This window comes from Rhizobium sp. CFBP 13644, from assembly GCF_014842165.1.
GTDB classification, from domain to species: Bacteria; Pseudomonadota; Alphaproteobacteria; order Rhizobiales; family Rhizobiaceae; genus Agrobacterium; species Agrobacterium tumefaciens_C.
On the sequence record NZ_JACYVF010000013.1, the window covers coordinates 26759 to 48835 of the forward strand.

Here is a 22077-nt window from a genome sequence, read left to right on the forward strand (position 1 = left end):
TTTCGAATGCACAGCTATCCCGATATCAAGCTTCTCATCAACGGCGAATGGCGCGATGCGCTCTCGGGCAAGACCATTGCCGTTTCCGATCCTGCAACAGACGAAATCATCGGCGCTATCGCCCATGCTGAAAAGGCCGATCTCGATCTAGCGCTAGACGCTGCCGAAAAGGGTTTCAAGGTCTGGCGCGAAACATCTGCCTATGATCGTTCCAAGATCATGCGCAAGGCGGCAGACCTTCTGCGTGAGCGCAAGGACACGATTGCCTGGCTGATGACCCGCGAACAGGGCAAGCCTATCGCGCAATCCGGCATGGAAGTCATGGGCGCTGCCGACACGATCGACTGGTTTGCCGAAGAAGCCCGCCGCACCTACGGTCAGGTCATCCCTGCCCGCGCAACCGGCGTTTCGCAGCTTGCCATCAAGGTACCTGTTGGCCCTGTGGCTGCCTTCACACCTTGGAACTTCCCGATCAACCAGATCGTGCGCAAGCTTTCTGCGGCACTCGCCGCTGGCTGCTCCATCATCGTCAAGGCACCGGAAGAAACACCTGCCTCTCCGGCAGAGCTCATCCGCGCCTTTGTGGATGCAGGCGTTCCCGCAGGCGTCATCAACCTTGTTTACGGCGTACCAGCGGAAATTTCCGAATACCTGATCCCGCATCCGGTCATTCGCAAGATTTCCTTCACTGGCTCCACACCCATCGGCAAGCACCTTGCAGCACTTGCTGGCAAGCACATGAAGCGCGCCACGATGGAACTGGGTGGCCACGCACCTGTCATGATTTTCGATGATGCCAACATCGAAAAGGCCGTCGAAATCATGGCCATGTCGAAGTTCCGCAATGCCGGTCAGGTCTGCGTTGCACCAACACGCTTCCTCGTACAGGAAGGCGTTGCCAGCCAGTTCATGGATGGCTTCGTGAAGGCTGCTGAGGCCATCAAGGTCGGCAACGGCCTGGAAGACGGCGTGACCATGGGCCCGCTGGCCAATGAGCGTCGCATTCCAGCGATGGAAGCCCTCATTCAGGACGCCATCACCCATGGCGCAGAACTGAAGACCGGCGGCAAGCGCATCGGCAACAAGGGTAACTTCTTCGAGCCAACCGTGCTGGCCAACGTGCCGACATCTGCCAAGATCATGAATGACGAGCCTTTTGGCCCCGTTGCCATCGTCAACACGTTCAAGTCCTTCGACGACGCGATCTCGGAAGCGAACCGCCTGCCATTCGGCCTAGCCTCCTTCGCCTTCACCGGTTCTGTCAAGACGGCACACGAGCTTGGCCGTCAGGTCGAAGCTGGCATGTTGACGATCAACCACAACGGCCTTGCCCTGCCAGAAGTCCCCTTCGGCGGCATCAAGGATTCGGGCTACGGCACGGAAGGCGGCTCGGAAGCTGTCGGTGCGTATCTCGAAACGCGCTTCGTCAGCCAGATGAACTGATAGTCAAAGAAAAGCCCGGTTTAAACGCCGGGTTTTTTGCTTATAAAACCGTCATGCTCGGGCTTGTCCCGAGCATCTAACGAATCCCAACATCAAACGTGGTTAGATCCTCGGGACAAGCCCGAGGATGACGTCAGTATGGGGTTGGTTCGTGTATCTCGGCGGCACTCAAGCCTTTTCAGACGGGAAAATTTTGGCGCGGCGGATGACGATGTGGCCGTGGTCGCCCGCTTCGACATTCGTCTCTGGCGGAACATCGAATTCCAAGAGATCGCCTTCCATGGTGGACGCGATCACGCGGCGGTCGCCTGCACGGTCCAGTACGCGGGTGACTTGCGCCGGGATGCCGCCATGCAGATCTTCCCATTCCAGATCATTCGGCCGGGCAAAAACCTCCACCGGGCCATCGGCCTGTCCATAGGCGAAGGGGACTTCGGCTGAACCGACGAAAACCTTGCCCGAACGCGCGGTGCCCTGAATGCGGTTCGCATCTCCCAGAAACCGCATGACGAAGGACGAGTTCGGTTGACGGCACACATCTTTCGGGGTGCCCTGCTGCACGATTTGACCCTGATTGAGAATGACGACACGGTCTGCGAGATCGAGCGCTTCTTCCTGGTCATGGGTCACAAAAATGGTGGTAATGCCGAGTTCGGTGTGAATTTCGCGCAGCCAGCGGCGCAGATCGCGGCGCACATTCGCGTCCAGCGCGCCGAAGGGTTCGTCCAAAAGCAGCACTTTGGGATCGACGGACAAGGCGCGGGCAAGGGCCACGCGCTGGCGCTGACCGCCGGAAATCTGCGCCGGGAACCTTTCGCCCAAACCATCGAGCTTGACCAGCGCAAGCAACTCATCGACCCTGATGTCTATAGCCGCCTTGTCGCGCTTGACCTTGGACACTTTCATGCCGAAGGCGATATTCTCATGCAGCGTCATATGCGGAAAAAGCGCGTAATGCTGGAACACGAAGCCGACGCCACGGTCCCGCACGGGAATATTGGTGGCATCCTCGTCACCGAAATAGATCTGGCCACCATCGGTATATTCCAGCCCCGCCACCATGCGCAGGATCGTGGTTTTGCCGGAACCAGATGGCCCAAGAAGCGCCAGAAGCTCCCCGCTTTCAATATCCAGCGACACATCCCGCACGGCCTTAAATGTATCGAAGGTCTTCACCACATTTTCGAGGCGGATTTTCATGGCAGTGTCTCCGTAACGGCAGCGGTTTTCTTGGCGCCACGCCCTGCCCCGCGCTTTTCCAGCGCGACCTTGGCAATGATGGTGACGACAGCCAAAGCGGCGAGAATGGATGCCGAGGCGAATGCGCCTGCGGCCTGATAATCATGGTAGAGCAGTTCGATATGCAGCGGCAGCGTGTTGGTCTGGCCGCGAATATTGCCCGAGACGACGGACACGGCACCGAATTCACCCATGACGCGGGCGTTGCACAGAACGACGCCATACAGCAGCGCCCACTTGATATTCGGCAAGGTCACCGACCAGAAGGTACGCCAGCCGGAAGCGCCAAGCGATGTCGATGCTTCCTCCAGATCACGCCCCTGCGCCTGCATCAGCGGGATCAACTCACGCGCCACGAAGGGCGCGGTGACGAACATCGAAGCGATGACGATGCCCGGCAGGGCAAACAGGATCTTCATGTCATATGCGGCAAGCAGCGGCCCGAGCAGGCCCTGCAGGCCATAGACGAAGAGATAAGCCACGCCTGCCACGATGGGCGAGACCGAAAACGGGATTTCAATGAGAACCAACAGCAGACGCCGCCCCCTGAAATCGAATTTGGTGATGGACCATGCGGCGGCAACGCCAAAGGCGGTATTGATCGGCACCGCAATCAGCGCGGTGATGACCGTTAGCATGATGGCGTGGCGCGTATCGGGGTGGGAAATGGTCGCCGAATAGGTTTTCCATCCTTGGGAAAACGCCTCGACACCGATGATGATCAACGGCGCGACGACTAGGAAGGCACCGATGATCAGGACGCAGGCGATCAGCCCACGTCGCACCCAGGGGGCATCACCCACACGCGGCGGCTTGCGATGGTTGGAATGGGCGCTCATCTCCTCAACTCCTTACCGTATAACGCAAGGCGCGCGTCTGAAGATAATTGGTGACGGCAAGCATGACGAAGGCCGTGATCAGCAGCACGGAAGCAATGGCGGCGGCGGCCTGATAATCATATTCCTCCAGCCGGATGAAGACGAGAAGGGCTGTAATTTCCGTCGAGAATGGTTGGTTTCCGGCGATGAAGATGATCGCCCCGAACTCCCCTAAGCTACGGGCAAAGGAGAGCGACAGGCCCGCCAGAATGGCAGGCGTCAGCAAGGGCAGAATGACCTTTCGGAAAATCGTGAAATCCGATCCGCCGAGCGACTGCGCCGCTTCTTCCAGCGCCGGATCCAGATCTTCCAGCACCGGCTGCACGGTGCGCACGATGAAGGGCAGGCTGGTAAAAGCCATGGCGATGATGATGCCAAGTGGCGTATAGGCAACCTTGATGCCCAGATGGGCAAGAGCAGAGCCGAACCAGCCATTGCCAGCAAAAAGCGCCGTCAGCGCTATGCCCGCCACCGCCGTTGGAAGGGCAAAGGGAAGATCGACAATAGCATCGACCAGACGCCAGCCGGGGAAACGATAGCGCGTCAGAACCCAGGCCAGTGCGAGGCCGAACACCGTGGTGAACAGCGTTGCCGCAAGCGCACAGAGAACCGTTACGCGGTAGCTGGCGACGGCGCGGGGAGAGGAGATGATGGCCCAATATTCAGCGGGGCCGAGGCTTGCAGCCTTGAACACAAGGGCCGCCAACGGCAGCACCACGATGATGCCGACATAAAGCAGGGTGACGCCAAGGGATAATCGAAGCCCCGGCAATACATTGCGTCTCAAACCCATCCCCTATCATGGAAAATCGACCCGGGCGGAGGTCCGCCGGGTCGATGCTATCTCAATTCGGAATTGCTTAGCGGTTGCCGAAAAGCCCATCAAGCTCGCCGCCGGATGCGAAGTGCTCTTTCTGGATCTTGTCCCAGCCACCGAACACATCATTGACGTTGACGAGGCGAATTTCGGGGAACTCGGTCTTGAATTCACCAGCGACTTTTTCATTGTGGACACGGTGGCCAAACTGGGCTGCAACGCGCTGGCCTTCCTCGGTGTAGAGGAAATCCAGATAGGTCTTCGCCAGTTCACGCGAACCGCGCTTGTCGACAACCTTGTCTACCACTGCGACCGGGAACTCAGAGAGAAGGCTGACGGATGGAACAACGCTTTCAACCTTGTCCTTGCCGTATTGCTTGGCAATGCCGCGGGTCTCAGCCTCAAACGTGATCAACACATCGCCCACTTCGCGCTCAACAAATGTGGTGGTCGCTGCGCGGCCGCCAGTGTCGAAGACGGGCGTATTGGCAAAGATCTTCTTCATGAAGTCCTGCACTTGTGCATTATCACCCTTGAACTTCTCCTTGGCGAAAGCGGTCGCAGCCAGATAGGTGTAGCGGGCATTGCCTGATGTTTTCGGGTTCGGGAAAACCAGCTTCACATCGTCACGGACCAGATCATCCCAATCCTTGATGTTCTTGGGGTTTCCGGCGCGAACGAGGAAGGACGGGAAGGAATAGAATGGAGATGCATCATTGGGGAAGCTCTTGGCCCAATCGGCAGAGACGAAGCCCTGCTTGACCAGAAAATCAATGTCGGTGACCTGATTGAAGGTCACGACATCCGCCTCAAGGCCTTCAACGATGGCGCGGGCCTGTTTGGATGTGCCCGCATGGGACTGGTCGATGGTAACGCCGGGATGCGCCTTCACGAAGGCTTCATTTTCCGCTGCAAAAACCTCACGGGCAACATCATAGGACGCGTTGAGAAGCGTTTTCGGCTCTTGCGCTGTCGCAGATGTCGATAGAAGCGCTGCAACAGCAGCACCGATAAGCATGATCCGTTTCATGAAATTCCCCAGAGCACCAATTTGGAGAACAGGATACGGACGCAGCCTGCATGGCGCGAGGAACCAGCCACCCGATCGTCAGGTCATCCTAGAAAGTTTTACTTCCTGAACATGAATATTCGAACGGATATTGCGCTGCCATGTCAGAGACGATGGTCGGTGAAGAGCGGTGGCTGGCTTGCGACGAAATATCGATCCAACTCGTCCTCGCTGATCTCGCCCAACGCGGCAGGACGCCACAGCGGTTTGCGGTCCTTATCGATGAGGGCGGCGCGCACGCCCTCGTAGAAATCATGGTTGCGCAACACCTCGCAGCCCGCCACGAATTCGCGCTCCAGACATTCGACAAGGCCAGAGCTTTCCCGCCCCTGCCGCAACAGGCGCAAGGTTAGCTTGAGACTGGTTGGCGAACGGGACTTGAGGGTGGCGAATGTCTCGCGCGCGAAATCATCATCGATAGATGCCAGTGCTGCAAATATCTTCTCGACCGTATCAAAGCCGAAGGCGGCATCAATATGCTCCCGGTGGCGGGCGACGATCCCATCGATCTTGGGTGCGCTGGCGAAACGCTCGATCACGGCACCGACATCTGCCGCAGAGGAGACATCGCAGAGTGCCTGCACGAGCTCGCCAAGTTGTTCGGCGGAAACATGATAGTCCGCAAGTCCCATATGGATGGCATCCGCCGCGCCGATCTCTCGCCCCGTCAAGCCAAGCCACGTGCCGCTCTCGCCCTGAGCTTTGGGGAGAAGCCATGTCGCACCGACATCGGGAAAATAGCCAATAGCCGTTTCCGGCATGGCAAGCCGGGTCCGCTCTGTCACGATGCGATATCTGCCATGGGCCGAAATCCCGACACCGCCGCCCATGACGATGCCATCCATCAACGCAATATAGGGCTTGGAGTAACGGGCTATCGTATGGTTCAGCGGAAACTCTTCACGCCAGAACCGTGCACGATCCGCCTCGCTCCCGGTCCTCGTCGCATGGATCTGGCGCACATCACCGCCAGCGCACAGGCCGCGCTCCCCCTCACCGGACAGGATGACGCAGATAATCTCGGGATTGCGCAGGAAAGCGGCCAGTCCTGCCTTCATGCCAGAGACCATCGCCTGATTGAGGCTGTTGATCGCAGCGGGCCTGTTGAGCCTGATAAGACCGGCAGTGCCCTGCCTTGCGATAATGATGTCATCCTCCAATGGCGCTGGATGCGGCATGTCGCCTCCTCAAAACAATGTGATGGGCGACAGTTTGGATGCCGTGGGAACCTTACGCAAGAATATTTGTTCCGTACTCGAGGATAGGGCCCGATGCGATCATTGAAAATGCTCGTAAAACGGGAATTACAGCTTTTTGCAGTGCACCAAATTCACTTGACGCATCTGCGAATCATGGCATGTAATGGTCAGGTAAAATACCGGCGCGCTTTCCCTGTCCAGCGTTGCGGCCGGCGCATGCAGGCAGCCACATACTGGCTGCTGACAGGACATTCTAACGGGAGATATAGATGCCAGTTTCAGAAATTGATTGGATCAGCAAGCGCGCCTATACGTTGTGGGAGCAAGAGGGGCGGCCGCATGGCCGGGATTCCGACCACTGGCAGCAGGCCAAAGGGGAATATGCGCTTCTTCAGAAATCGAAGGCGACAAAGCCAACGCACCGCAAGAAAGCAGACGTGAAACTTGCGCTTGCCGCCGAGGCAGCCGCAGAAGCCATTGCCGAAAAGCCCAAAGCCAAATCCCGCAAATCCGCAGCCAAGTAGCGCCCTCCCAAGCCATTAACAATCAATCTCAGGACAAAAAAAGCCCCGCTGTGAATGATCCCGGCCATTTGAAAGGTCCGGGATCAGTTCGCAAAGCGGGGCTTTTTGTATTCTCGAAGGATCAGAATGTCAGGGCGCGGTCGCCATTTTCATCCTTGATCCGGCTTGGAAGGCCGATCCTGTTCAGAATGTTGAGGAATGGCTGCGGAGGCAGCTCTTCCACATTGGCCATCTGCTTCACATCCCATTCGCCCGATGCAATCAACATCGCGGCAGCGACGGGCGGAACGCCAGCCGTGTAGGAAATGCCCTGGCTACCGACTTCATTGTAGGCATCCTTGTGGTCTGCCACATTGTAGATGAAGACTTCGGTTTCCTTGCCGTCCTTGATGCCTTTGACGATATCGCCGATGCAGGTCTTGCCGACGTAATCAGGCGCCAGCGACGATGGATCCGGCAGCACAGCCTTGACCACCTTGAGTGGAACGACTTCCAGGCCTTCGGCTGTCTTGACCGGCTTTTCAGACAGAAGGCCGAGGTTCTTCAGAACGTTGAAAACGTTGATGTAATGATCACCAAAGCCCATCCAGAAGCGCACATCGGCGCCATCCATGTTCTTGGACAGCGAATGCACTTCGTCATGGCCAGTCATATAGGCCTTCTGCTTGCCGACAACCGGCAGGTCGAATTCCTGGCCGACCTCGAACATCTGGTTGGTCTGCCACTGCTGGTTCTGCCAGGAGTAGACGACGCCCGTGAATTCGCGGAAATTGATCTCAGGATCAAAGTTGGTGGAGAACCAGCGACCGTGGCTACCAGCATTGATATCGACGATATCGACGGAGGTGACCTTGTCGAAATACTCATCCTTGGCCAGACGCGCATAGGCGTTGACGACGCCCGGATCAAAGCCGACGCCCAGAATGGCGGTGATGCCCTTTTCCTTGCATTCGGCAGCGCGCTGCCATTCGTAATTTCCGTACCATGGCGGATTTTCGCAAATCTTGGTCGGATCCTCATGGATCGCCGTATCCATATAGGCAACACCTGTGTCCATGCAGGCACGAAGAACGGACATGTTGACGAAAGCCGAACCGACATTGATGACGATCTGAACACCAGTCTTCACAATCAAGGCTTTCGTGGCCTCGATATCCATAGCGTCAAGCGCATGGGCCTCAATCTTTACATCGGTTTTGAGGCTCTTCTTTTCGCGTACGGACTCGACAATCTTGCGGCACTTTTCCTGTGTGCGTGACGCAATATGAATGTCTCCCAATACATCGCTGTTCTGGGCGCACTTATGCGCCACGACCTGTGCTACGCCACCGGCGCCGATGATGAGAACGTTCTTCTTCATTTCAGGTGATGCCCCCTTTTCCCCGCAGGGATTGTGTTGGAGTGATTAAGACAGGCTTTGCTCGAAATCGGCAAAGTCGAATTCACGGACGGTCGTGATGGTGCCGTCCAGTTCCTTGATGGCAATCGTCGGCATTTTCACGCCGTTGAACCAGTTTTTCTTGACCATGGTGTAACCGGCCGTGTCCTGGAAAGAGACGCGGTCGCCAACCTTCAGCTCATGTTCGAAGCGAAACTCGCCGAACACATCGCCCGCAAGGCATGATTTGCCGCACACCATGACAGAGTGATCGCCTTCATTGGGCAAAACCTTGGCGTTTTCGCGATAGATCAGCAAATCCAGCAAATGGGCTTCAATCGAGCTATCGACGATGGCGAGGTTCTTGCCGTTGTACAACGTATCGAGAACCGTGACTTCCAGCGTCGTGCTCTTGGTGATGGAAGCCTCACCGGGCTCCAGAAAGACCTGAACGCCGAACTTTTCCGAGAATTCCTTCAAGCGATCGCAGAAGCGGTCGATGGGGTAGTTATCACCGGTGAAGTGGATGCCGCCGCCAAGGCTGACCCACTCAACGCGCGCCAGAAGCGTGCCGAATTTTTCCTCGATCTGCCCCAACATCTGGTCAAACAGGTCGAAGTCACCGTTTTCGCAGTTGTTGTGGATCATGAAGCCGGAAATGCGGTCCATCACCTTTTCGACCTTCGACACGTCCCACTCGCCCAGACGGCTGAAAGGACGGGCCGGATCGGCAATATCGAATGTGGACGAGGATACCTGCGGGTTCAGGCGCAGGCCGCTTGTGATGCCGGATGCCTTGTCGGCAAAACGTTCCAGCTGGCTGATGGAGTTGAAGATGATCTTGTCGGCATTGGCGACGACTTCATCGATCTCGTAATCGGCATAGGCCACGCTATAGGCATGGGTTTCGCCACCGAATTTCTCACGGCCCAGACGCACCTCATAAAGAGACGACGACGTGGTGCCATCCATATATTGCGACATGAAATCGAACACCGACCACGTTGCGAAGCACTTCAGAGCCAACAAAGCCTTCGCGCCGGATTTTTCGCGCACATAAGCAATCTTCTCCATGTTCTTGAGGAGCTTTGCCTTGTCGATCAGGTAATAGGGTGTTTGGAGCATTTATCGGTCACATCATTGTCGTGGATGGGAAATCATGTCGTCTTGTGTGGGGCCTTATATGATGCTTGTGACAGGAAAACAAACCCGCGCAAAAGATTCTGCAATCGCTGCGTTTTTTAAACGCACATGCCCGCTGGCGGAACAAAAACCGCTCCGCTACGTTTGAAGACCAAGTGTGAGCCGTAAGCACGGCGTTTTGACTTAATTTCAGCAAAGGAAACATCATGGCAACGGTTCGCGACGTAGAAGACAACATCAACGAAGCCCGCGTAGATGCGGATGCAGCAGAAGTCTCTGCGCAGCTTGCACAGCTTCGCGAAGATCTAGCCAATCTGGCTGGCAGTGTGAAGGCACTGGGCGCTGGCGTATCGCATGAAGTCAAGGCTCGCGCCTCGCGTGCTGCAGATGACGCAATAGCTGCGGGCGAAGAAACTGTCGCGACAGTTCGCAACGAAATTCAGTCCATCAACGACAACCTGACCTATCAGGTTCAGAAGAACCCGCTTCAGTCGCTCGGTATTGCGGTTGCGGCAGGCTTCCTGATCGCCCTCGTCACCCGTCGTTAAGGCGAGCAGATGCTTCAATCGCTTCTGCTTTATCTCGGCGACACGCAGCGGGAAGGCCAGCTGGTAACACGCCGCATCAAGTCCACAATCCTGTTGTGGACGTTGGCGAGCGTTTTCTTCCTGATTGCCTTCGTCGCGGCCTTTGTGGGCGGTGCGATCTACCTTGCAGATGAAATCGGTGCTGGCCCTGCCGCACTGGTGATTGCAGGTGGCGCATTTCTTCTTGGCGTCTTGATGCTGGTTGCTCTTGTCATTAAGCGCAGACCACGCGTCTACGCTGCAGCACCTGTGATGCCACTTGCCGCTGCGCCGCTTGCGGCGCTTGCGGCGCAATCACTGGCAGGCAGTGCGCTGGCAGCAAGACCGTTCGTAACGCTGCTGACTGCAATTGCGGTTGGTTACGTGGCTACGCGGACAACGATCCTGAAGAAGAAATAAGACCATTCAATCGCAAAGCCGCCTTCCACACCGGAAGGCGGCTTTATTTTTGCACCTGCGAAAAATTCCGCTGCCCTTCTGACGACAAAATGTTAGGCAGTTTGCCAACGGTTCGTAATGGAGAAAACGCTGGATGCGGAAAAAAGTCCTTGTTGTTGGCGGTGCCGGATATATCGGTTCCCACACGTGCATGCTGCTCGCCGAACGCGGCTATGAGCCTATCGTTTTCGACAATCTTTCCAACGGCCACGAAGAATTTGTGCGCTGGGGACCTTTCGAGCAGGGTGACATCAGGGACAAGGCGCGCCTCGACGAGGTTTTCGCCAAATACAAGCCCGATGCCGTCCTGCATTTCGCAGCCCTGATCGAAGTGGGCGAATCCGTTAAGAGCCCGGTTGCCTTTTACGACAACAACGTCATCGGCGCGCTGACGCTTCTGTCTGCGACCATGGATGCGGGCGTAAAAGCCTTCGTGTTCTCCTCCACCTGCGCCACCTATGGTCTGCCTGAGCGCGTGCCATTGGATGAGACGCATCCGCAGGCGCCGATCAACCCCTATGGCCGCACGAAATGGGTGGTTGAGCAGGCGTTGAAGGATTACAGCACCTATAAGGACCTGAAATCCGTCATGCTGCGCTATTTCAACGCGGCAGGCGCGGATTTTGAAGGACGCATCGGCGAATGGCACAAGCCTGAAACCCATGCCATTCCGCTCGCCATCGAAGCGGCGCTCGGTCGCCGTGAAGGCTTCAAGGTTTTCGGCACGGATTATGACACCCGCGACGGCACCTGTGTGCGTGATTACATCCACATTCTGGATCTGGCCGACGCCCATATTCGCGCTGTCGAATATCTGTGGAATGGCGGCGAGACGGTCGAACTCAATCTCGGAACTGGGACGGGAACAACCGTCAAGGAATTGCTTGATACGATTTCGAAAGTCTCAGGCCGCCCCTTCCCGGTGGAATATGCCGAGCGTCGCGCAGGTGATTCCACGACACTCGTTGCCAATAATGACAAGGCACGCGAAGTGCTTGGCTGGGAACCGCAATACACGCTGGAAGACATTATCAGCTCGGCTTGGCGCTGGCACTCTTCCCGCAACGAAAGCATTTAGGCCCAGCGCGAGCGAGACCTATCTTGCCTCGACAACGCGGGCAGGATAGCCAGTTCTTAGAGTTTCCGCATGAGCCATCATCAAGGGGGCGACCCCCTTGATGTCATCGGCGCGAATGACCTCAGACAGGTAATATTCGACCGTACCATCGCGGTAGACGCCTTCAAAACCGCCAAGCCCCGCGACACAGCAGATTTGTTCAAGCCGCAGACGCTGGTTAGCATCCGGCTTTATGGCGTGGGCAGTCAGACCGGCGAGCGCCCGGTGTCCGGTATCAGCGTCGAAACCAGCGACCTTCAGGCGCGCGCCTTTGAGATAGAAGGTGGCGAACATGGCTGTTGCAGAGCTTTCCGCATAGTTGCCGCCAATCCCTGGCGCATCTACCACCTGCAGCCAGCGCCCGTCTTCCAGTTGCAATGACTGGACACGCCGCGCCAAAAGGCTTGCGCGTCGTTCGATTTCATCACGGGCACTGCCAGCGGGCAGGCTCTCGATCATATCCACGAAAGCCATGGCAAGCCAGCCGATGGCGCGACCCCAATGGGCGGGCGAGAGGCCCGTGGTCTTGTCTGCCCAGCCTTGCAAGCGAGACTCGTCAAAGCCGTGACGATAAAGGCCTGATGTTTCATGATAGGTCAGATCAAGGGCTGTGAGAAACTGGCTGACGGCATCATCGCGCATATGCGGAAGCTTGGCCGCCCTTGCATATTCCAGCTTGAAGGGCAGCGCCATATAGAGACCGTCGAGCCAGACCTGATGCGGGTATCGCAGCTTGTGCCAGTAAGGCCCCGCCTGGGTGCGCGGATGAAACTGCAGTTGCTCTGCCAGCGGCTTAGCGGCCTCAAGCCATTTGCTCTCGCCGGTCAGGCCATAAAGATAGGTCAGCGCCCGTCCCGCCAGCACGTTGTCGATATTGAACTCATCGATGCGATATCCAGCCAGCCGGTTGTCCGCATCCACCTGCCCGTTCACCAGCCGCAGAAGATGGTCGAGCCAGCGTTGCTCGCCGGTTGCCTCATGAAGCGCAATCAGGCCGCGGTAGAGACACCCGTCCTCGTAACACCACGAACCGCCCTTATAATAAGCATAGTCGCGGGCGTATTCATCAAAGTAGCTGTTCAGCATGAGCTCTGTCATTCTCGGTTGGATAGATGGACTGAGGGGCGAGCCCCGACAGTGTTTTGAAGATGATGTTTTCCGCAATGATGCCCGTATGTCTGAGCGCCGGAAGGTTGCTCGCCATTTCAGCAATCTGCGCCTCGGCATGCGGATCGAACGTGACCTGATAATTCTCGATCACCACACCGCGGATCGGCGCTTCCGGCAGGCCGTAAAAGACGGCGGCGGCCGTATGTGCGGCGGTCACCTCGATATTGCGGAGCGTCAGACCCGACAGGCTTGGTGTCTCAGGCGTGACGGGCAGAGGCAAGCGCGATTGAACATAATCCGATAGGCCATCGGCATCGCAGAAATAGAAAGCGTTGACCGCGACCGGGGTCACCACCTTATCCATGCGGCAATCCGTGAGGCTGATATTGGCAACAGAGCCACCGCGCCCGCGCCGCGTCTTGATGCGCAAGCCGCGATCCGTGCCGATAAAATGGCAGCGGCTGATCGAGACATCGCTGACACCGGCGCTCATTTCGCTGCCCATGACGACAGCCCCATGGCCGCGCTGCATGAGGCAATTTCGGATATCAATCCGCTCTGTCGGCCTGTCAGGCCCGCCGAGCGGATGCCGCTTTCCGGCCTTGATGGCAATACAGTCATCACCCACGGAAATGAACAGGCCGACAAGCCGGACATCCTGACAGCATTCGGGGTTGAAACCGTCCGTATTGGGCGAGCCCGGATCGTTCTCGATGCGAAGATCCGCCGCCAGCACCCGGTCACACAGGACGGGATGGACGGTCCATGATGGCGAGTTGCGCACGGTGAAGCCGGTCAATGTCAGGTCACGGCAACCGGAGAGAAACAGCGTGCGCGGACGGCGTGCGCCGCGTCTCGTATCCTTCGGCCATGTCCACCAATCCCCACGGTCGCCGCCTCCGTCAACAACGCCCAGGCCGGTTATTGTCAGGTCTTCACAGTCGACGGCATTGATGACGCTGGCGAAACTGGGTTCGGCGACCCCTTCCCAGGTGCCGAGAACCCGTCCATCGGCATGGCGGGCCGGAAAGATATCCAGATCGCTCCAGTCGGAGAGCGCGGATAGTTCAGCCCCCTCTTCCAGAAGCAAGGTCATCCGGCTCTTGAGGTAGATCGGCCCGGTTTTCCAAAGGCCACGCGGAATTCTGAGCGTACCGCCTTCGGGAACAGCCGATATGGCGCTCGCGATGGCACCGGCATTATCATCGCTTTCGGGTGATGCGCCGTGATCCCTGATATCGATGATGCCAGTTTCTGCCTTCGTGGAGAAGGGCAGCACGGCATCACCGATTTCGAGATCATAAGAACGACCGGGTTCAAGCTGCGCCACGGTGAAAACGACGGTTGATGTATGACCCTCCACAACCACACCACCGTCCTTATCCGTCACGCGCCAGCCAAGCCGCGCATCCAGTGCATGCAGATGCTTTTCGGCATCCACACTGAATGTTGCGGTTCGCGACGACGCGGTGAGAAGCAGGACAGCGGTGCTGGTCATGAGCGGGCGTCCTCAGAGACCGGAAAGTGCTTCATCCACACCCACGATGATTTCTGCGGCTGTGTCTTCGGCGGATTGCTGGCCATAGGCGAAGGCTTCAAGATTGGTGTCGAAAGCTTCCGTGATACGCGGATGCTCGATCAGCGGCGAGACCTTCGGGCCTTCGGATTCCACCACTACCTTGTAGGACTGCGCCTGCACCGGTTTGATCTTGCCCGCATCCGTCAGCGTCTTGATGGCGATCTTGCTGGACGGAATACCGCGTGTGGCACCTAGAACGGCTACGGCTTCAGGGTCGTTCAGCAGGCAGTTGATGATCTGCGCAGCCGCCTTCGGCTCCTTGCTGTTCTTGGAGATGGAAAACAGCATGGATGGCTTGCGATAAATGCCCTCGGACTTGCCACCCTCGGATTTCGGCGAATGGGCAGGTACAAGCTCCAGACCCTTTTCGAGCGGCGCGGCGATCTTGCCGTAGGTGCTGTCCCACTGATAGGTGCCCGCGTATCGGCCATTGGCCCATTTCGGGTTTTCAAACAGAGGGCGATTACCGCCGCCGGAAGAGCTCTTCCACGATTCGATGACGTGCTTGTCCACCATCGACTGGTAGAAGTTGAGGGCTTCGGCAAGTTCTGCCTCTGTCCATGCAATCTTGTTGGTTTCAGGGTCGATGAAGGTCTTGCCGGTCATCTGCGTGGCACGCAGGATAACCACGATACGGGCATTGAGGCCGTTGCCTTCAGAGGGTGCCGCTTCAAACGGGTAGTAACCTTCTCCGAGCTTTTCCTTTAGAACCGGCGCGGCTGCAAAAACCTCATCCCAGGTTGTCGGGATGGCGATGCCTGCCTTTTCGTAGATCGTCTTGTTGAACATGAAAATGCGGCCTGTGGTCGAAACCGCAACGCCATTCAGCTTGCCTTTGACGGTGGTGCTGTCGAGATCGGCCTGCGTCCACTGGCTGAGATCAATCACGTCCTTGAACTGGTTGAGATCGGCAAAGCCATCACCATTCTTCGAAAACAGTGGCAGCCATGGCCAGTTGACCTGCATGATATCAGGCTCGGTGCGGCCCGCGAGCTGCGTCGCGATCTTTTCCTGATGGCCCTGCCAGCCGGTAAACTCAGGCGCAATCGTGTGGCCGAATTTTGCGCCACACACTTTCAAGGCTTCCTGCGTGGCCAGATGACGGTCATCGCTTCCCCACCATGACATGCGCAGGTTTGCAGCGGATGCGGTGCTGGCGAGGCTTGTCGCGGCAAAAAGCACAGACAGTATCAATGCACGTTTCATTGTAGATCCTCCCGATCATTCAACGTTGAATTCAGATGCCTCTAGGCAAGGCTGATATTTTCGCCCGTCTGGCGGGAAAACACATGCGCCGAGCGGGCATCCGCCGTCAGCCACACCTGCTCATCGCGCATGGCCTTGCGCTCATAGGACTGCGCCTGAACCACAGCGATGACACGGTTCTCTCCCGCCTGGATGTGCAGATAGACCTCATGCCCCATGAACTCGACATGGCTGATACGGCCCGAAAGAGCATTGGGCGTTTCTGGCGTGGCCAGTGTGAAATGCTGCGGGCGAACCCCTAAAATGACCTCCTTCGGCGCATCTGCGCGCAGGCGGCTGGTCAGCTCAGGCCCAAGCTGGACACTCTGGCCTGCAATATTAATCGCGCCATCGCCTTCCAGCGTGGCATTGATCAGGTTCATTTCCGGGCTACCGATGAAGCCGGCGACAAAGGCGTTGGCCGGCCTGTTATAGAGCGTCACCGGATCAGCCACCTGCATGATGTGGCCTTCCTTCATCACGCAGATGCGGTCGCCCATGGTCATGGCTTCCGTCTGGTCGTGCGTGACATAAACCACGGTTGCCTGCTGCCCATCGGCTTTGAGACGCTTGTGAAGATCGGTGATGCGCACGCGCATCGAGGCACGCAGTTTCGCATCGAGATTGGACAGGGGTTCATCGAACAGGAAAACCTGCGGCTTCTTGATCAGCGCACGGCCCACCGCCACGCGCTGCGCCTGCCCGCCGGAAAGCTGCTTGGGCAGACGGTCGAGAAGCGCCTGGATTTCCAACGTCTCGGACACGTTCTGCGTTGCAGCTTCAATATCAGCCTTGGAGCGGCGCTTCAGGCGCATGCTGAAGGAGAGGTTCTTGTGCACCTTCATATGCGGGTAGAGCGCGTAGTTCTGAAACACCATGGAGATGCCGCGCTCGCCCGGCGGCTTGTCGTTGACGAGCTCGCCACCGATGCGGATTTCGCCGCCGGTGATGCGCTCCAGACCCGCGATCATGCGAAGCGTCGTGGACTTGGCGCAGCCAGACGGACCGACCAGCACCATGAACTCACCATCTTCGATATCGAGATTGATGCCATGCACGGCACGGAAGGACGCATAGTCTTTTTCGAGGTTCCTGAGTTGAAGGCTTGCCATTTCGATTATCCTTTGATGCCGCCAGCGGAGATGCCGTCGATGAAGTATTTCTGCGCCACGAAGAACACGACGAGAGCAGGCGTGATGGCGAGGACCGACATGGCGAGAATACGGTTCCAGTCGAAGGCTTCGGTGGTGTCGATCGACAGTTTCAAAGCCAGCGAAACGGGATATTTTTCGATGGATGAGAGGTAGATCAACGGCCCGAGGAAGTCGTTCATGGTCCACATGAACTGAAACAGGCAGACAGAGATCAATGCGGGTGTAAGCAGGGGAACGACGATGAAGAGCAATGTCTGCATGGTGGATGCACCATCCACCCGCGCCGCCTCTTCCATGTCGCGCGGAATGGCGCGCAGGAACTGGACCAGCATGAAGACGAAGAAGGCATCGCCCGCAAATGCCGAGGGAACCCAGAGCGGCAGATAGGTATCCAGCCAGCCGAGATCGCGAAACAGCAGATATTGCGGAATGCGGGTGACGACATTCGGCAGAAGAAGCGTCGCAATCAGCGATGCAAACAGGATTTTCTTGCCAGGAAACTCAAACCTTGCGAAGCCATAGGCCACCGCCGTGCAGGAAATGGCCGTGCCGATCATCTTCGGAAGCACGATCCACAGCGTGTTGAGGAAGAATGTTGCGAACGTATAGGGCGTCGATGTTTTCCAGCCCTGAATATAACCATCGAGCGTGGGGTTTTCGGGCCAGAAACCGGGATTGTTGAAGATTTCGGCATTGGTCTTGAAGGATGCACCAATTAGCCAGATCAGCGGATAGAGCATCAACAGACCGACCGCAGTCAGCATGAAATACCGGATGGTGGTGCTGATACGGGTGCGGATGCGCTCCCGGCTGCGGGCGCGTTCAGCATCCATGGCAGAAGCGTCGAAGGTGGAAACAGCGTGATCGATCATGGTCAGCTCCTTTTATCGCCCGCGTAGTAGACCCAATGGCGAGACGACCAGAAGGCAATGACGGTCAGCACCATGATGATGACGAACAGGACCCATGCGATGGCCGAGGCGTATCCCATGTCGAACCGCTTGAACGCTTCGTCGTAAATATAGAGGGGCAGCAGATAGGTGGATTTCAGCGGGCCGCCCTGCGTGATGATGTAGGGGCCGTTAAACTCCTGAAAGGCCTGCACCATCTGCATGATGAGATTGAAGAAGATAACCGGTGTGATCAGTGGAAGCGTGATATGGACGAAGGTCTTCCATTTGCCGGCACCATCGATGGAGGCGGCCTCGTAGAGCGAGTTATCGACGCTCTGCAACGCGGCCAGGAAGATGACCATGGCCGAACCGAACTGCCAGATGCGCAACAGCGTAATCGTAAACAGCGCGTTGGTCGGATCTCCGAACCAGTTGACACCTTCAAATCCGAGCAGGTTGAGGCCCATATTGACCAGGCCCGTATCGGCAAAGATGTAGCGCCACAAAACCGCGATCGCGATCGAGCCACCCAGAATGGAAGGAACATAATAGGCTGTGCGGAAGAAATTGATGGCCTTGAGCTTATAGTTCAGGATGACGGCTATGAAGAGCGCGAAGACCAGCTTCAGCGGCACCGTGGTGAACACATAGATCAGCGTCACCCACAGCGATTTGCGGAATGTGCGGTCATTGGTGAACAGCTTGATGTAATTGGCAAGGCCGGTGAATGTGGGCTGATCCAGCAGATTGTAATTGGTGAAGCTGAGATAGAGCGACGCCATGAATGGCAGCGTCGTGAAGATCAGCAACCCGATAATATAGGGCGACAGATAAAACAGCCCAAGGAAGCGATTGTCTCCACTCATGCGCGTGACCTTCCATGCCATGGCGTGCTGGTCAGCGAATGACTGCGCCTCCAAAGCGCGAGCGAAACCGCCGTGACAGGAGACCTGCCACGCTGATAGTGATGTTCTTTATTCTGCATCTTCGCTAAATTGAGATTTGCTGACAGTTCACCCTGTTCTCAGAGTTGAACCTCAAAAATCTCAAATCCTCCCATTTCCTCACCAGCCTGTTTCTTTTTCAGGCTCAAGAGATAATATGACTTCCAAAGTGGCATGATGGAAATCGACATTTTTGGGAAAAGAGATGGACAAAATCGAAGGGAATGTTTTCGCTGAAATACCGCCGAATGCTCTGGCTCTGACGCTGACGCGCTCCACCATCAAGATGCTGCACTCCCCCACATGGAGCATCGACAAGACCAACAGCGTGCATGATTTTCTTGTCTGCCTGACAGGCAAGGCGACCTATGAGATCGATGGCCAGACGATCACCATGGAGCCCGGAACGGCGATGCTGATACCGGCGAATACGCGCTTTGTCGGTCGCTCGGCCTCCAGAGAGCTTTACACCGGCATCGCCCAGCATTTCACGCTCGACCTTTTCGGAAGGCTCGATTTTGTCTCGCAGATCAGGCTGAAGACATGCCTTACCCTGTCGCACTGGAGCATTCTGGAGCCTATTGTCAGGCGCTTCCACGACATTGCGCCGCCATCATCCACCACGCTTATGCAGCATCATCTGTTCATGGTGATGCTGATGGAGTTCATCAACGAAGCTTTTGTGGAATGGCGCGAACAGGCGGTGGGCAATGTCGGCAATCCTGATGCGCTATCGCTGGCCATCATGGTTGCAGCAAACCAGATTGCCATGGACCCTGTGAAGGAAACGCTGGCCGAGAGCGTTGTGGAGTCGGCACCCTACAATCCCGACTATTTCAAGCGTGAGTTCAAGCGCCAGATCGGCTGGACGCCCATCAAATTTCAGGAATTCAAACGCATGGAGCGCGCCATGGGGCTTTTAGCGAGCGGTTGCCACGTCAAGCAGGCGGCGGAGCAATCAGGCTATACGGACGCCTATTATTTTTCACGCATGTTCAAGCGCTACATTGGCATAAGCCCGGCAGGCTACAAGGAAGCCGAGCGGCGGCACCGGGAAGGCGCGTTTCCCCGTGGAGAGGAGGATGGCAAAGTGGTCTATCCACTATCACGCCCGGTGCCCACGAGCGCAACTGTGTAAAACGGGTGTGAAAAGCACAAAAAAACACCGGCCCAGAGGACCGGTGTTTCCGCTACGTCATCATGTCGTAGCGCCTCTCTCCCAGGAAGAGATTATGGCTTTGGTGCCGTGGTCGTGGTGCCGTCAGCGGCTGGAGCCGGCGTCGTGCCATCGGCCTTGTCCTTCATCGTGACGAACTCAGGTGCGGCCTTCAGCGTTTCAGCAGTCTCGGTGGTGGTGAGACGGATTGTGCCGTTAGCCGTATCGCGTGTCACGGTCAGCTTGCTCATGGGAACAGCTACATCCTTGGCACCCAGGCCGAGGAAGCCACCCACGCCGACGACGGCTGCGACAATGCCGCCATTTTCTTCGAGAATGAGGTTGGTCACGCTGCCGATGCTTTCGTCAGCAGCCGTGTAAACGGCGCTACCGATATAGTCATTGGCGCTGATCTGCGTTGCGCCCTGCTCTGTCAGATAAGAGCCAGATGCAGCGGTAGTGGATGGCATGGCCGCATCAGGTGCTGCAGTGGTCGCAGGCGCGGTTGCGCTTGGTGCTGCAGGTGCTGTTGTGCCCTGTGCCATGGCAAGAGGTGCGAACGTTGTGGAACCCAAGAGAGCGGCTGTGACGATCGTGGTGAGTGTCTTTTTCATTTCGTACCTTCCTTATCGTTTCAACTAACCTGTTCGCTCCGGTCGAGCCGTTTGCGAACCTGTTGAATTGCAAACGGCGTCGGGTCAAAATTGGTTCCGCCATTTTTTTAAGCAGTCAGCACCAGTTTGTGAGGACGCCGTGATCGAAAATGCAGCAGCGCCTCACCATAATTGATGCGCCAGCACCCATTAATGAGCCCGCTCAACACCGGCGAAATCGCCTGCGCAGAAAAGTTTTAAGCTCTCGAAAAAAAATTTGAAAATCGTGGGAACCAAAAATTGAGAGCTGCGTTTTCACGGCAAGCCAAGCCACTCCCCGTCCCCGCCTGAGGCTTGGCGCAGCAGGTTTTGCCCCTGAAAACCTGCACTGAATAGCACGGCTCTACGGAGCCGTGCTTTTTTCGTTTTGGGCACTTCTATCAGAAAGCAAAATTGCCAGCCCGCCAGAACGCTCAAAGGTTCAGGCGATATGGACAGGCAAAACTCCACCACTCAGGTTGGAATAGGCGCGGGAAATCTCAGGAAATAATCAATATTGTCGGCGTGCACCTGATAGCGCGCTTCGCCACCGAGGGCTGCGGGAACAACCTTTTCCAGCACAACGCTGCCGAAATTGCTTCTCTTGTCCCCATCACCAGAGGACATGACGGCACCGCTGCCACCGAGAGGCTCAGTCCAGCGCACTTCGAAGAACTCTCCGTCCTTGCGGCAATCCAGCGTCAGAGGAAGGTGGCGGGACAGGTTTCCGCCATGGCTAACGGTGTTGACGACGAGTTCGTGGAACGCCAGCCCCACATAAAGCGCACCATTGGGATTAAGGAGAAGGTTTTCGCCTCTCATCTGTATCAAATGCGGATATTCCGGCAGATAGAGATCGGCCTGCTGCTTGAGCAGGTCAAAGATTTCTGCGCCACGCCAGTCGGAATCCGTGATCAGATCCTGCGACTGAGCAAGCGCATGCAACCTGCCCCGGAACTTGCGCAGAAAATCTTCTTTGGTGAAGCTGAACCGCGCCGTCTGTGCAGCAAGGCTCTGGATGATGGCGAGGAGATTTTTGGACCTGTGGCTGACCTCTCGCAGCAAGGAGCGGAGCAATTGCTCGCGCCTGCGCTCTGCAGTGATCTCGCGGATCGTCGTTTTCAGAACGCGCTGCCCGGACATGTTGACGGTGGAATAGACGTGAAACTGAAAGACGCGGTCCTTGCCGGCATTCACTTCCAGCATGCCCCTGCTACCGGCAGAGGTCAGGTCTTTCTTGAGATCGGCCAAGCGGGCGGCCAAATCTTCGCCGAACATGCTGATGTCTGTTGGCTCCTGAGCCGTTTCCTGTGGGAGGTTCCACACATCGGGCAGGTTCGCGATGAAGATATACTCTTTGTCACGGTCCTGCAGCATGACCGTTTCGTCGGAATCGAGAAGAGCCAACACGAGTGAATCGTGAAGGTCGCCCTCATCCCGCCCCGCATTATGCCACGCCAGCCGATGCAATATGGTCTCCTAACGGGGAACGGCGATCAAGGTCGCTTTGTTTTCAACAAACACGCAGACCT

Annotated in this window: 21 protein-coding genes; 6 read left to right on the top strand and 15 right to left on the bottom strand. The window is 56.9% G+C overall.

Translation table 11 applies throughout. The features are described from left to right. Nucleotides 1–6: 6 nt before the first annotated feature. Nucleotides 7–1443 carry an NAD-dependent succinate-semialdehyde dehydrogenase gene (locus tag IFT53_RS22060; protein WP_192068080.1) on the top strand — a complete coding sequence of 479 codons (1437 nt, stop codon included), beginning with the start codon at nucleotides 7–9 and terminating at the stop codon, nucleotides 1441–1443. A 168-nt stretch (nucleotides 1444–1611) separates the two neighbouring features. On the opposite strand, the gene IFT53_RS22065 is transcribed toward IFT53_RS22060, so the two are convergent. The 5 genes from IFT53_RS22065 to IFT53_RS22085 all read right to left on the bottom strand — a co-directional run bounded on the left by IFT53_RS22065 (nucleotide 1612) and on the right by IFT53_RS22085 (nucleotide 6624). Then, complete coding sequence (locus IFT53_RS22065) at nucleotides 1612–2643, bottom strand: sulfate/molybdate ABC transporter ATP-binding protein (protein ID WP_192068079.1); 1032 nt, start codon at nucleotides 2641–2643, stop codon at nucleotides 1612–1614. Beyond that, complete coding sequence (gene cysW, locus IFT53_RS22070) at nucleotides 2640–3521, bottom strand: sulfate ABC transporter permease subunit CysW (protein WP_192068077.1); 882 nt, start codon at nucleotides 3519–3521, stop codon at nucleotides 2640–2642. The genes IFT53_RS22065 and cysW overlap by 4 nt, the downstream gene beginning before the upstream one ends. Before the next feature lie 4 nt (nucleotides 3522–3525). After that, nucleotides 3526–4353 (bottom strand): sulfate ABC transporter permease subunit CysT, encoded by an 828-nt coding sequence (cysT, locus tag IFT53_RS22075; protein WP_192068076.1) that lies wholly within the window; start codon nucleotides 4351–4353, stop codon nucleotides 3526–3528. A 67-nt stretch (nucleotides 4354–4420) separates the two neighbouring features. After that, on the bottom strand, nucleotides 4421–5407 hold the full coding sequence (cysP, locus tag IFT53_RS22080; RefSeq protein WP_042617702.1) for a thiosulfate ABC transporter substrate-binding protein CysP: 987 nt from the start codon (nucleotides 5405–5407) through the stop codon (nucleotides 4421–4423). 143 nt (nucleotides 5408–5550) lie between these two features. Further along, nucleotides 5551–6624 (bottom strand): enoyl-CoA hydratase/isomerase family protein, encoded by a 1074-nt coding sequence (locus tag IFT53_RS22085; protein ID WP_192068074.1) that lies wholly within the window; start codon nucleotides 6622–6624, stop codon nucleotides 5551–5553. Between the two features lie 290 nt (nucleotides 6625–6914). Between IFT53_RS22085 and IFT53_RS22090 the strand changes: the two genes are divergently transcribed. Further along, the gene (locus IFT53_RS22090; protein WP_192068073.1) at nucleotides 6915–7169 is read left to right on the top strand and encodes a DUF2934 domain-containing protein; all 255 of its coding nucleotides are present in this window, start codon (nucleotides 6915–6917) and stop codon (nucleotides 7167–7169) included. Between the two features lie 121 nt (nucleotides 7170–7290). Here the strand turns inward: IFT53_RS22090 and IFT53_RS22095 are convergent, their stop codons facing one another. Together IFT53_RS22095 and nspC are read right to left on the bottom strand one after the other, a co-directional pair. Continuing rightward, nucleotides 7291–8529: a saccharopine dehydrogenase family protein gene (locus IFT53_RS22095; RefSeq protein WP_192068071.1), complete on the bottom strand. Its 1239-nt coding sequence runs from the start codon at nucleotides 8527–8529 to the stop codon at nucleotides 7291–7293. A 45-nt stretch (nucleotides 8530–8574) separates the two neighbouring features. Then, nucleotides 8575–9672, bottom strand: coding sequence for a carboxynorspermidine decarboxylase (gene nspC, locus IFT53_RS22100; RefSeq protein ID WP_192068070.1), 1098 nt, complete (start codon nucleotides 9670–9672; stop codon nucleotides 8575–8577). Between the two features lie 224 nt (nucleotides 9673–9896). Between nspC and IFT53_RS22105 the strand changes: the two genes are divergently transcribed. From IFT53_RS22105 to galE, 3 genes are all read left to right on the top strand, one after another. Further along, nucleotides 9897–10238, top strand: a complete 342-nt coding sequence (locus IFT53_RS22105) for a DUF883 family protein (RefSeq protein WP_192068068.1) — start codon at nucleotides 9897–9899, stop codon at nucleotides 10236–10238. Nucleotides 10239–10247: 9 nt separating this feature from the next. Beyond that, nucleotides 10248–10676, top strand: coding sequence for a hypothetical protein (locus IFT53_RS22110; protein ID WP_192068066.1), 429 nt, complete (start codon nucleotides 10248–10250; stop codon nucleotides 10674–10676). Nucleotides 10677–10809: 133 nt separating this feature from the next. Next, nucleotides 10810–11793 carry a UDP-glucose 4-epimerase GalE gene (galE, locus tag IFT53_RS22115; RefSeq protein ID WP_192068064.1) on the top strand — a complete coding sequence of 328 codons (984 nt, stop codon included), beginning with the start codon at nucleotides 10810–10812 and terminating at the stop codon, nucleotides 11791–11793. Nucleotides 11794–11811: 18 nt separating this feature from the next. Here the strand turns inward: galE and IFT53_RS22120 are convergent, their stop codons facing one another. From IFT53_RS22120 to IFT53_RS22145, 6 genes are read right to left on the bottom strand one after another with little or no spacing between them, the layout of a single operon-like run. Further along, complete coding sequence (locus IFT53_RS22120) at nucleotides 11812–12918, bottom strand: glycoside hydrolase family 88/105 protein (RefSeq protein WP_192068062.1); 1107 nt, start codon at nucleotides 12916–12918, stop codon at nucleotides 11812–11814. Further along, nucleotides 12899–14440, bottom strand: coding sequence for a polygalacturonase PglA (gene pglA, locus IFT53_RS22125; protein WP_192068061.1), 1542 nt, complete (start codon nucleotides 14438–14440; stop codon nucleotides 12899–12901). Before pglA ends, IFT53_RS22120 begins: the two co-directional genes overlap by 20 nt. Nucleotides 14441–14452: 12 nt before the next feature. Next, a complete protein-coding gene (locus IFT53_RS22130; RefSeq protein WP_192068059.1) occupies nucleotides 14453–15727 on the bottom strand; it encodes an ABC transporter substrate-binding protein in 1275 nt (424 codons plus the stop codon). A gap of 41 nt (nucleotides 15728–15768) precedes the next feature. Next, a complete protein-coding gene (locus tag IFT53_RS22135; protein ID WP_192068057.1) occupies nucleotides 15769–16878 on the bottom strand; it encodes an ABC transporter ATP-binding protein in 1110 nt (369 codons plus the stop codon). A gap of 5 nt (nucleotides 16879–16883) precedes the next feature. Next, the gene (locus IFT53_RS22140; protein ID WP_409233755.1) at nucleotides 16884–17753 is read right to left on the bottom strand and encodes a carbohydrate ABC transporter permease; all 870 of its coding nucleotides are present in this window, start codon (nucleotides 17751–17753) and stop codon (nucleotides 16884–16886) included. Nucleotides 17754–17794: 41 nt separating this feature from the next. Continuing rightward, nucleotides 17795–18679, bottom strand: a complete 885-nt coding sequence (locus tag IFT53_RS22145) for a carbohydrate ABC transporter permease (protein ID WP_192068054.1) — start codon at nucleotides 18677–18679, stop codon at nucleotides 17795–17797. Between the two features lie 283 nt (nucleotides 18680–18962). Between IFT53_RS22145 and IFT53_RS22150 the strand changes: the two genes are divergently transcribed. Then, nucleotides 18963–19895 (top strand): AraC family transcriptional regulator, encoded by a 933-nt coding sequence (locus IFT53_RS22150; protein ID WP_192068052.1) that lies wholly within the window; start codon nucleotides 18963–18965, stop codon nucleotides 19893–19895. 92 nt (nucleotides 19896–19987) lie between these two features. Here the strand turns inward: IFT53_RS22150 and IFT53_RS22155 are convergent, their stop codons facing one another. Together IFT53_RS22155 and IFT53_RS22160 are read right to left on the bottom strand one after the other, a co-directional pair. Next, nucleotides 19988–20527: a PRC-barrel domain-containing protein gene (locus IFT53_RS22155; RefSeq protein WP_042617715.1), complete on the bottom strand. Its 540-nt coding sequence runs from the start codon at nucleotides 20525–20527 to the stop codon at nucleotides 19988–19990. A 492-nt stretch (nucleotides 20528–21019) separates the two neighbouring features. After that, nucleotides 21020–22015, bottom strand: a complete 996-nt coding sequence (locus IFT53_RS22160; RefSeq protein WP_042617716.1) for a sensor histidine kinase — start codon at nucleotides 22013–22015, stop codon at nucleotides 21020–21022. Nucleotides 22016–22077 lie beyond the last annotated feature (62 nt).

Excerpts from the sequence above, each read along its gene's own strand:
- IFT53_RS22090 (WP_192068073.1), top strand. The coding sequence starts at position 6,915 with ATGCCAGTTTCAGAAATTGATTGGATCAGCAAGCGCGCCTATACGTTG.
- IFT53_RS22065 (WP_192068079.1), bottom strand. The coding sequence starts at position 2,643 with ATGAAAATCCGCCTCGAAAATGTGGTGAAGACCTTCGATACATTTAAG.
- nspC (WP_192068070.1), bottom strand. The coding sequence starts at position 9,672 with ATGCTCCAAACACCCTATTACCTGATCGACAAGGCAAAGCTCCTCAAG.
- IFT53_RS22105 (WP_192068068.1), top strand. The coding sequence starts at position 9,897 with ATGGCAACGGTTCGCGACGTAGAAGACAACATCAACGAAGCCCGCGTA.
- IFT53_RS22110 (WP_192068066.1), top strand. The coding sequence starts at position 10,248 with ATGCTTCAATCGCTTCTGCTTTATCTCGGCGACACGCAGCGGGAAGGC.
- cysT (WP_192068076.1), bottom strand. The coding sequence starts at position 4,353 with ATGGGTTTGAGACGCAATGTATTGCCGGGGCTTCGATTATCCCTTGGC.
- pglA (WP_192068061.1), bottom strand. The coding sequence starts at position 14,440 with ATGACCAGCACCGCTGTCCTGCTTCTCACCGCGTCGTCGCGAACCGCA.
- IFT53_RS22095 (WP_192068071.1), bottom strand. The coding sequence starts at position 8,529 with ATGAAGAAGAACGTTCTCATCATCGGCGCCGGTGGCGTAGCACAGGTC.
- IFT53_RS22120 (WP_192068062.1), bottom strand. The coding sequence starts at position 12,918 with ATGCTGAACAGCTACTTTGATGAATACGCCCGCGACTATGCTTATTAT.
- IFT53_RS22060 (WP_192068080.1), top strand. The coding sequence starts at position 7 with ATGCACAGCTATCCCGATATCAAGCTTCTCATCAACGGCGAATGGCGC.
- IFT53_RS22140 (WP_409233755.1), bottom strand. The coding sequence starts at position 17,753 with ATGGATGCTGAACGCGCCCGCAGCCGGGAGCGCATCCGCACCCGTATC.
- IFT53_RS22155 (WP_042617715.1), bottom strand. The coding sequence starts at position 20,527 with ATGAAAAAGACACTCACCACGATCGTCACAGCCGCTCTCTTGGGTTCC.
- galE (WP_192068064.1), top strand. The coding sequence starts at position 10,810 with ATGCGGAAAAAAGTCCTTGTTGTTGGCGGTGCCGGATATATCGGTTCC.
- IFT53_RS22150 (WP_192068052.1), top strand. The coding sequence starts at position 18,963 with ATGGACAAAATCGAAGGGAATGTTTTCGCTGAAATACCGCCGAATGCT.
- IFT53_RS22085 (WP_192068074.1), bottom strand. The coding sequence starts at position 6,624 with ATGCCGCATCCAGCGCCATTGGAGGATGACATCATTATCGCAAGGCAG.
- cysP (WP_042617702.1), bottom strand. The coding sequence starts at position 5,407 with ATGAAACGGATCATGCTTATCGGTGCTGCTGTTGCAGCGCTTCTATCG.
- IFT53_RS22145 (WP_192068054.1), bottom strand. The coding sequence starts at position 18,679 with ATGAGTGGAGACAATCGCTTCCTTGGGCTGTTTTATCTGTCGCCCTAT.
- IFT53_RS22135 (WP_192068057.1), bottom strand. The coding sequence starts at position 16,878 with ATGGCAAGCCTTCAACTCAGGAACCTCGAAAAAGACTATGCGTCCTTC.
- cysW (WP_192068077.1), bottom strand. The coding sequence starts at position 3,521 with ATGAGCGCCCATTCCAACCATCGCAAGCCGCCGCGTGTGGGTGATGCC.
- IFT53_RS22130 (WP_192068059.1), bottom strand. The coding sequence starts at position 15,727 with ATGAAACGTGCATTGATACTGTCTGTGCTTTTTGCCGCGACAAGCCTC.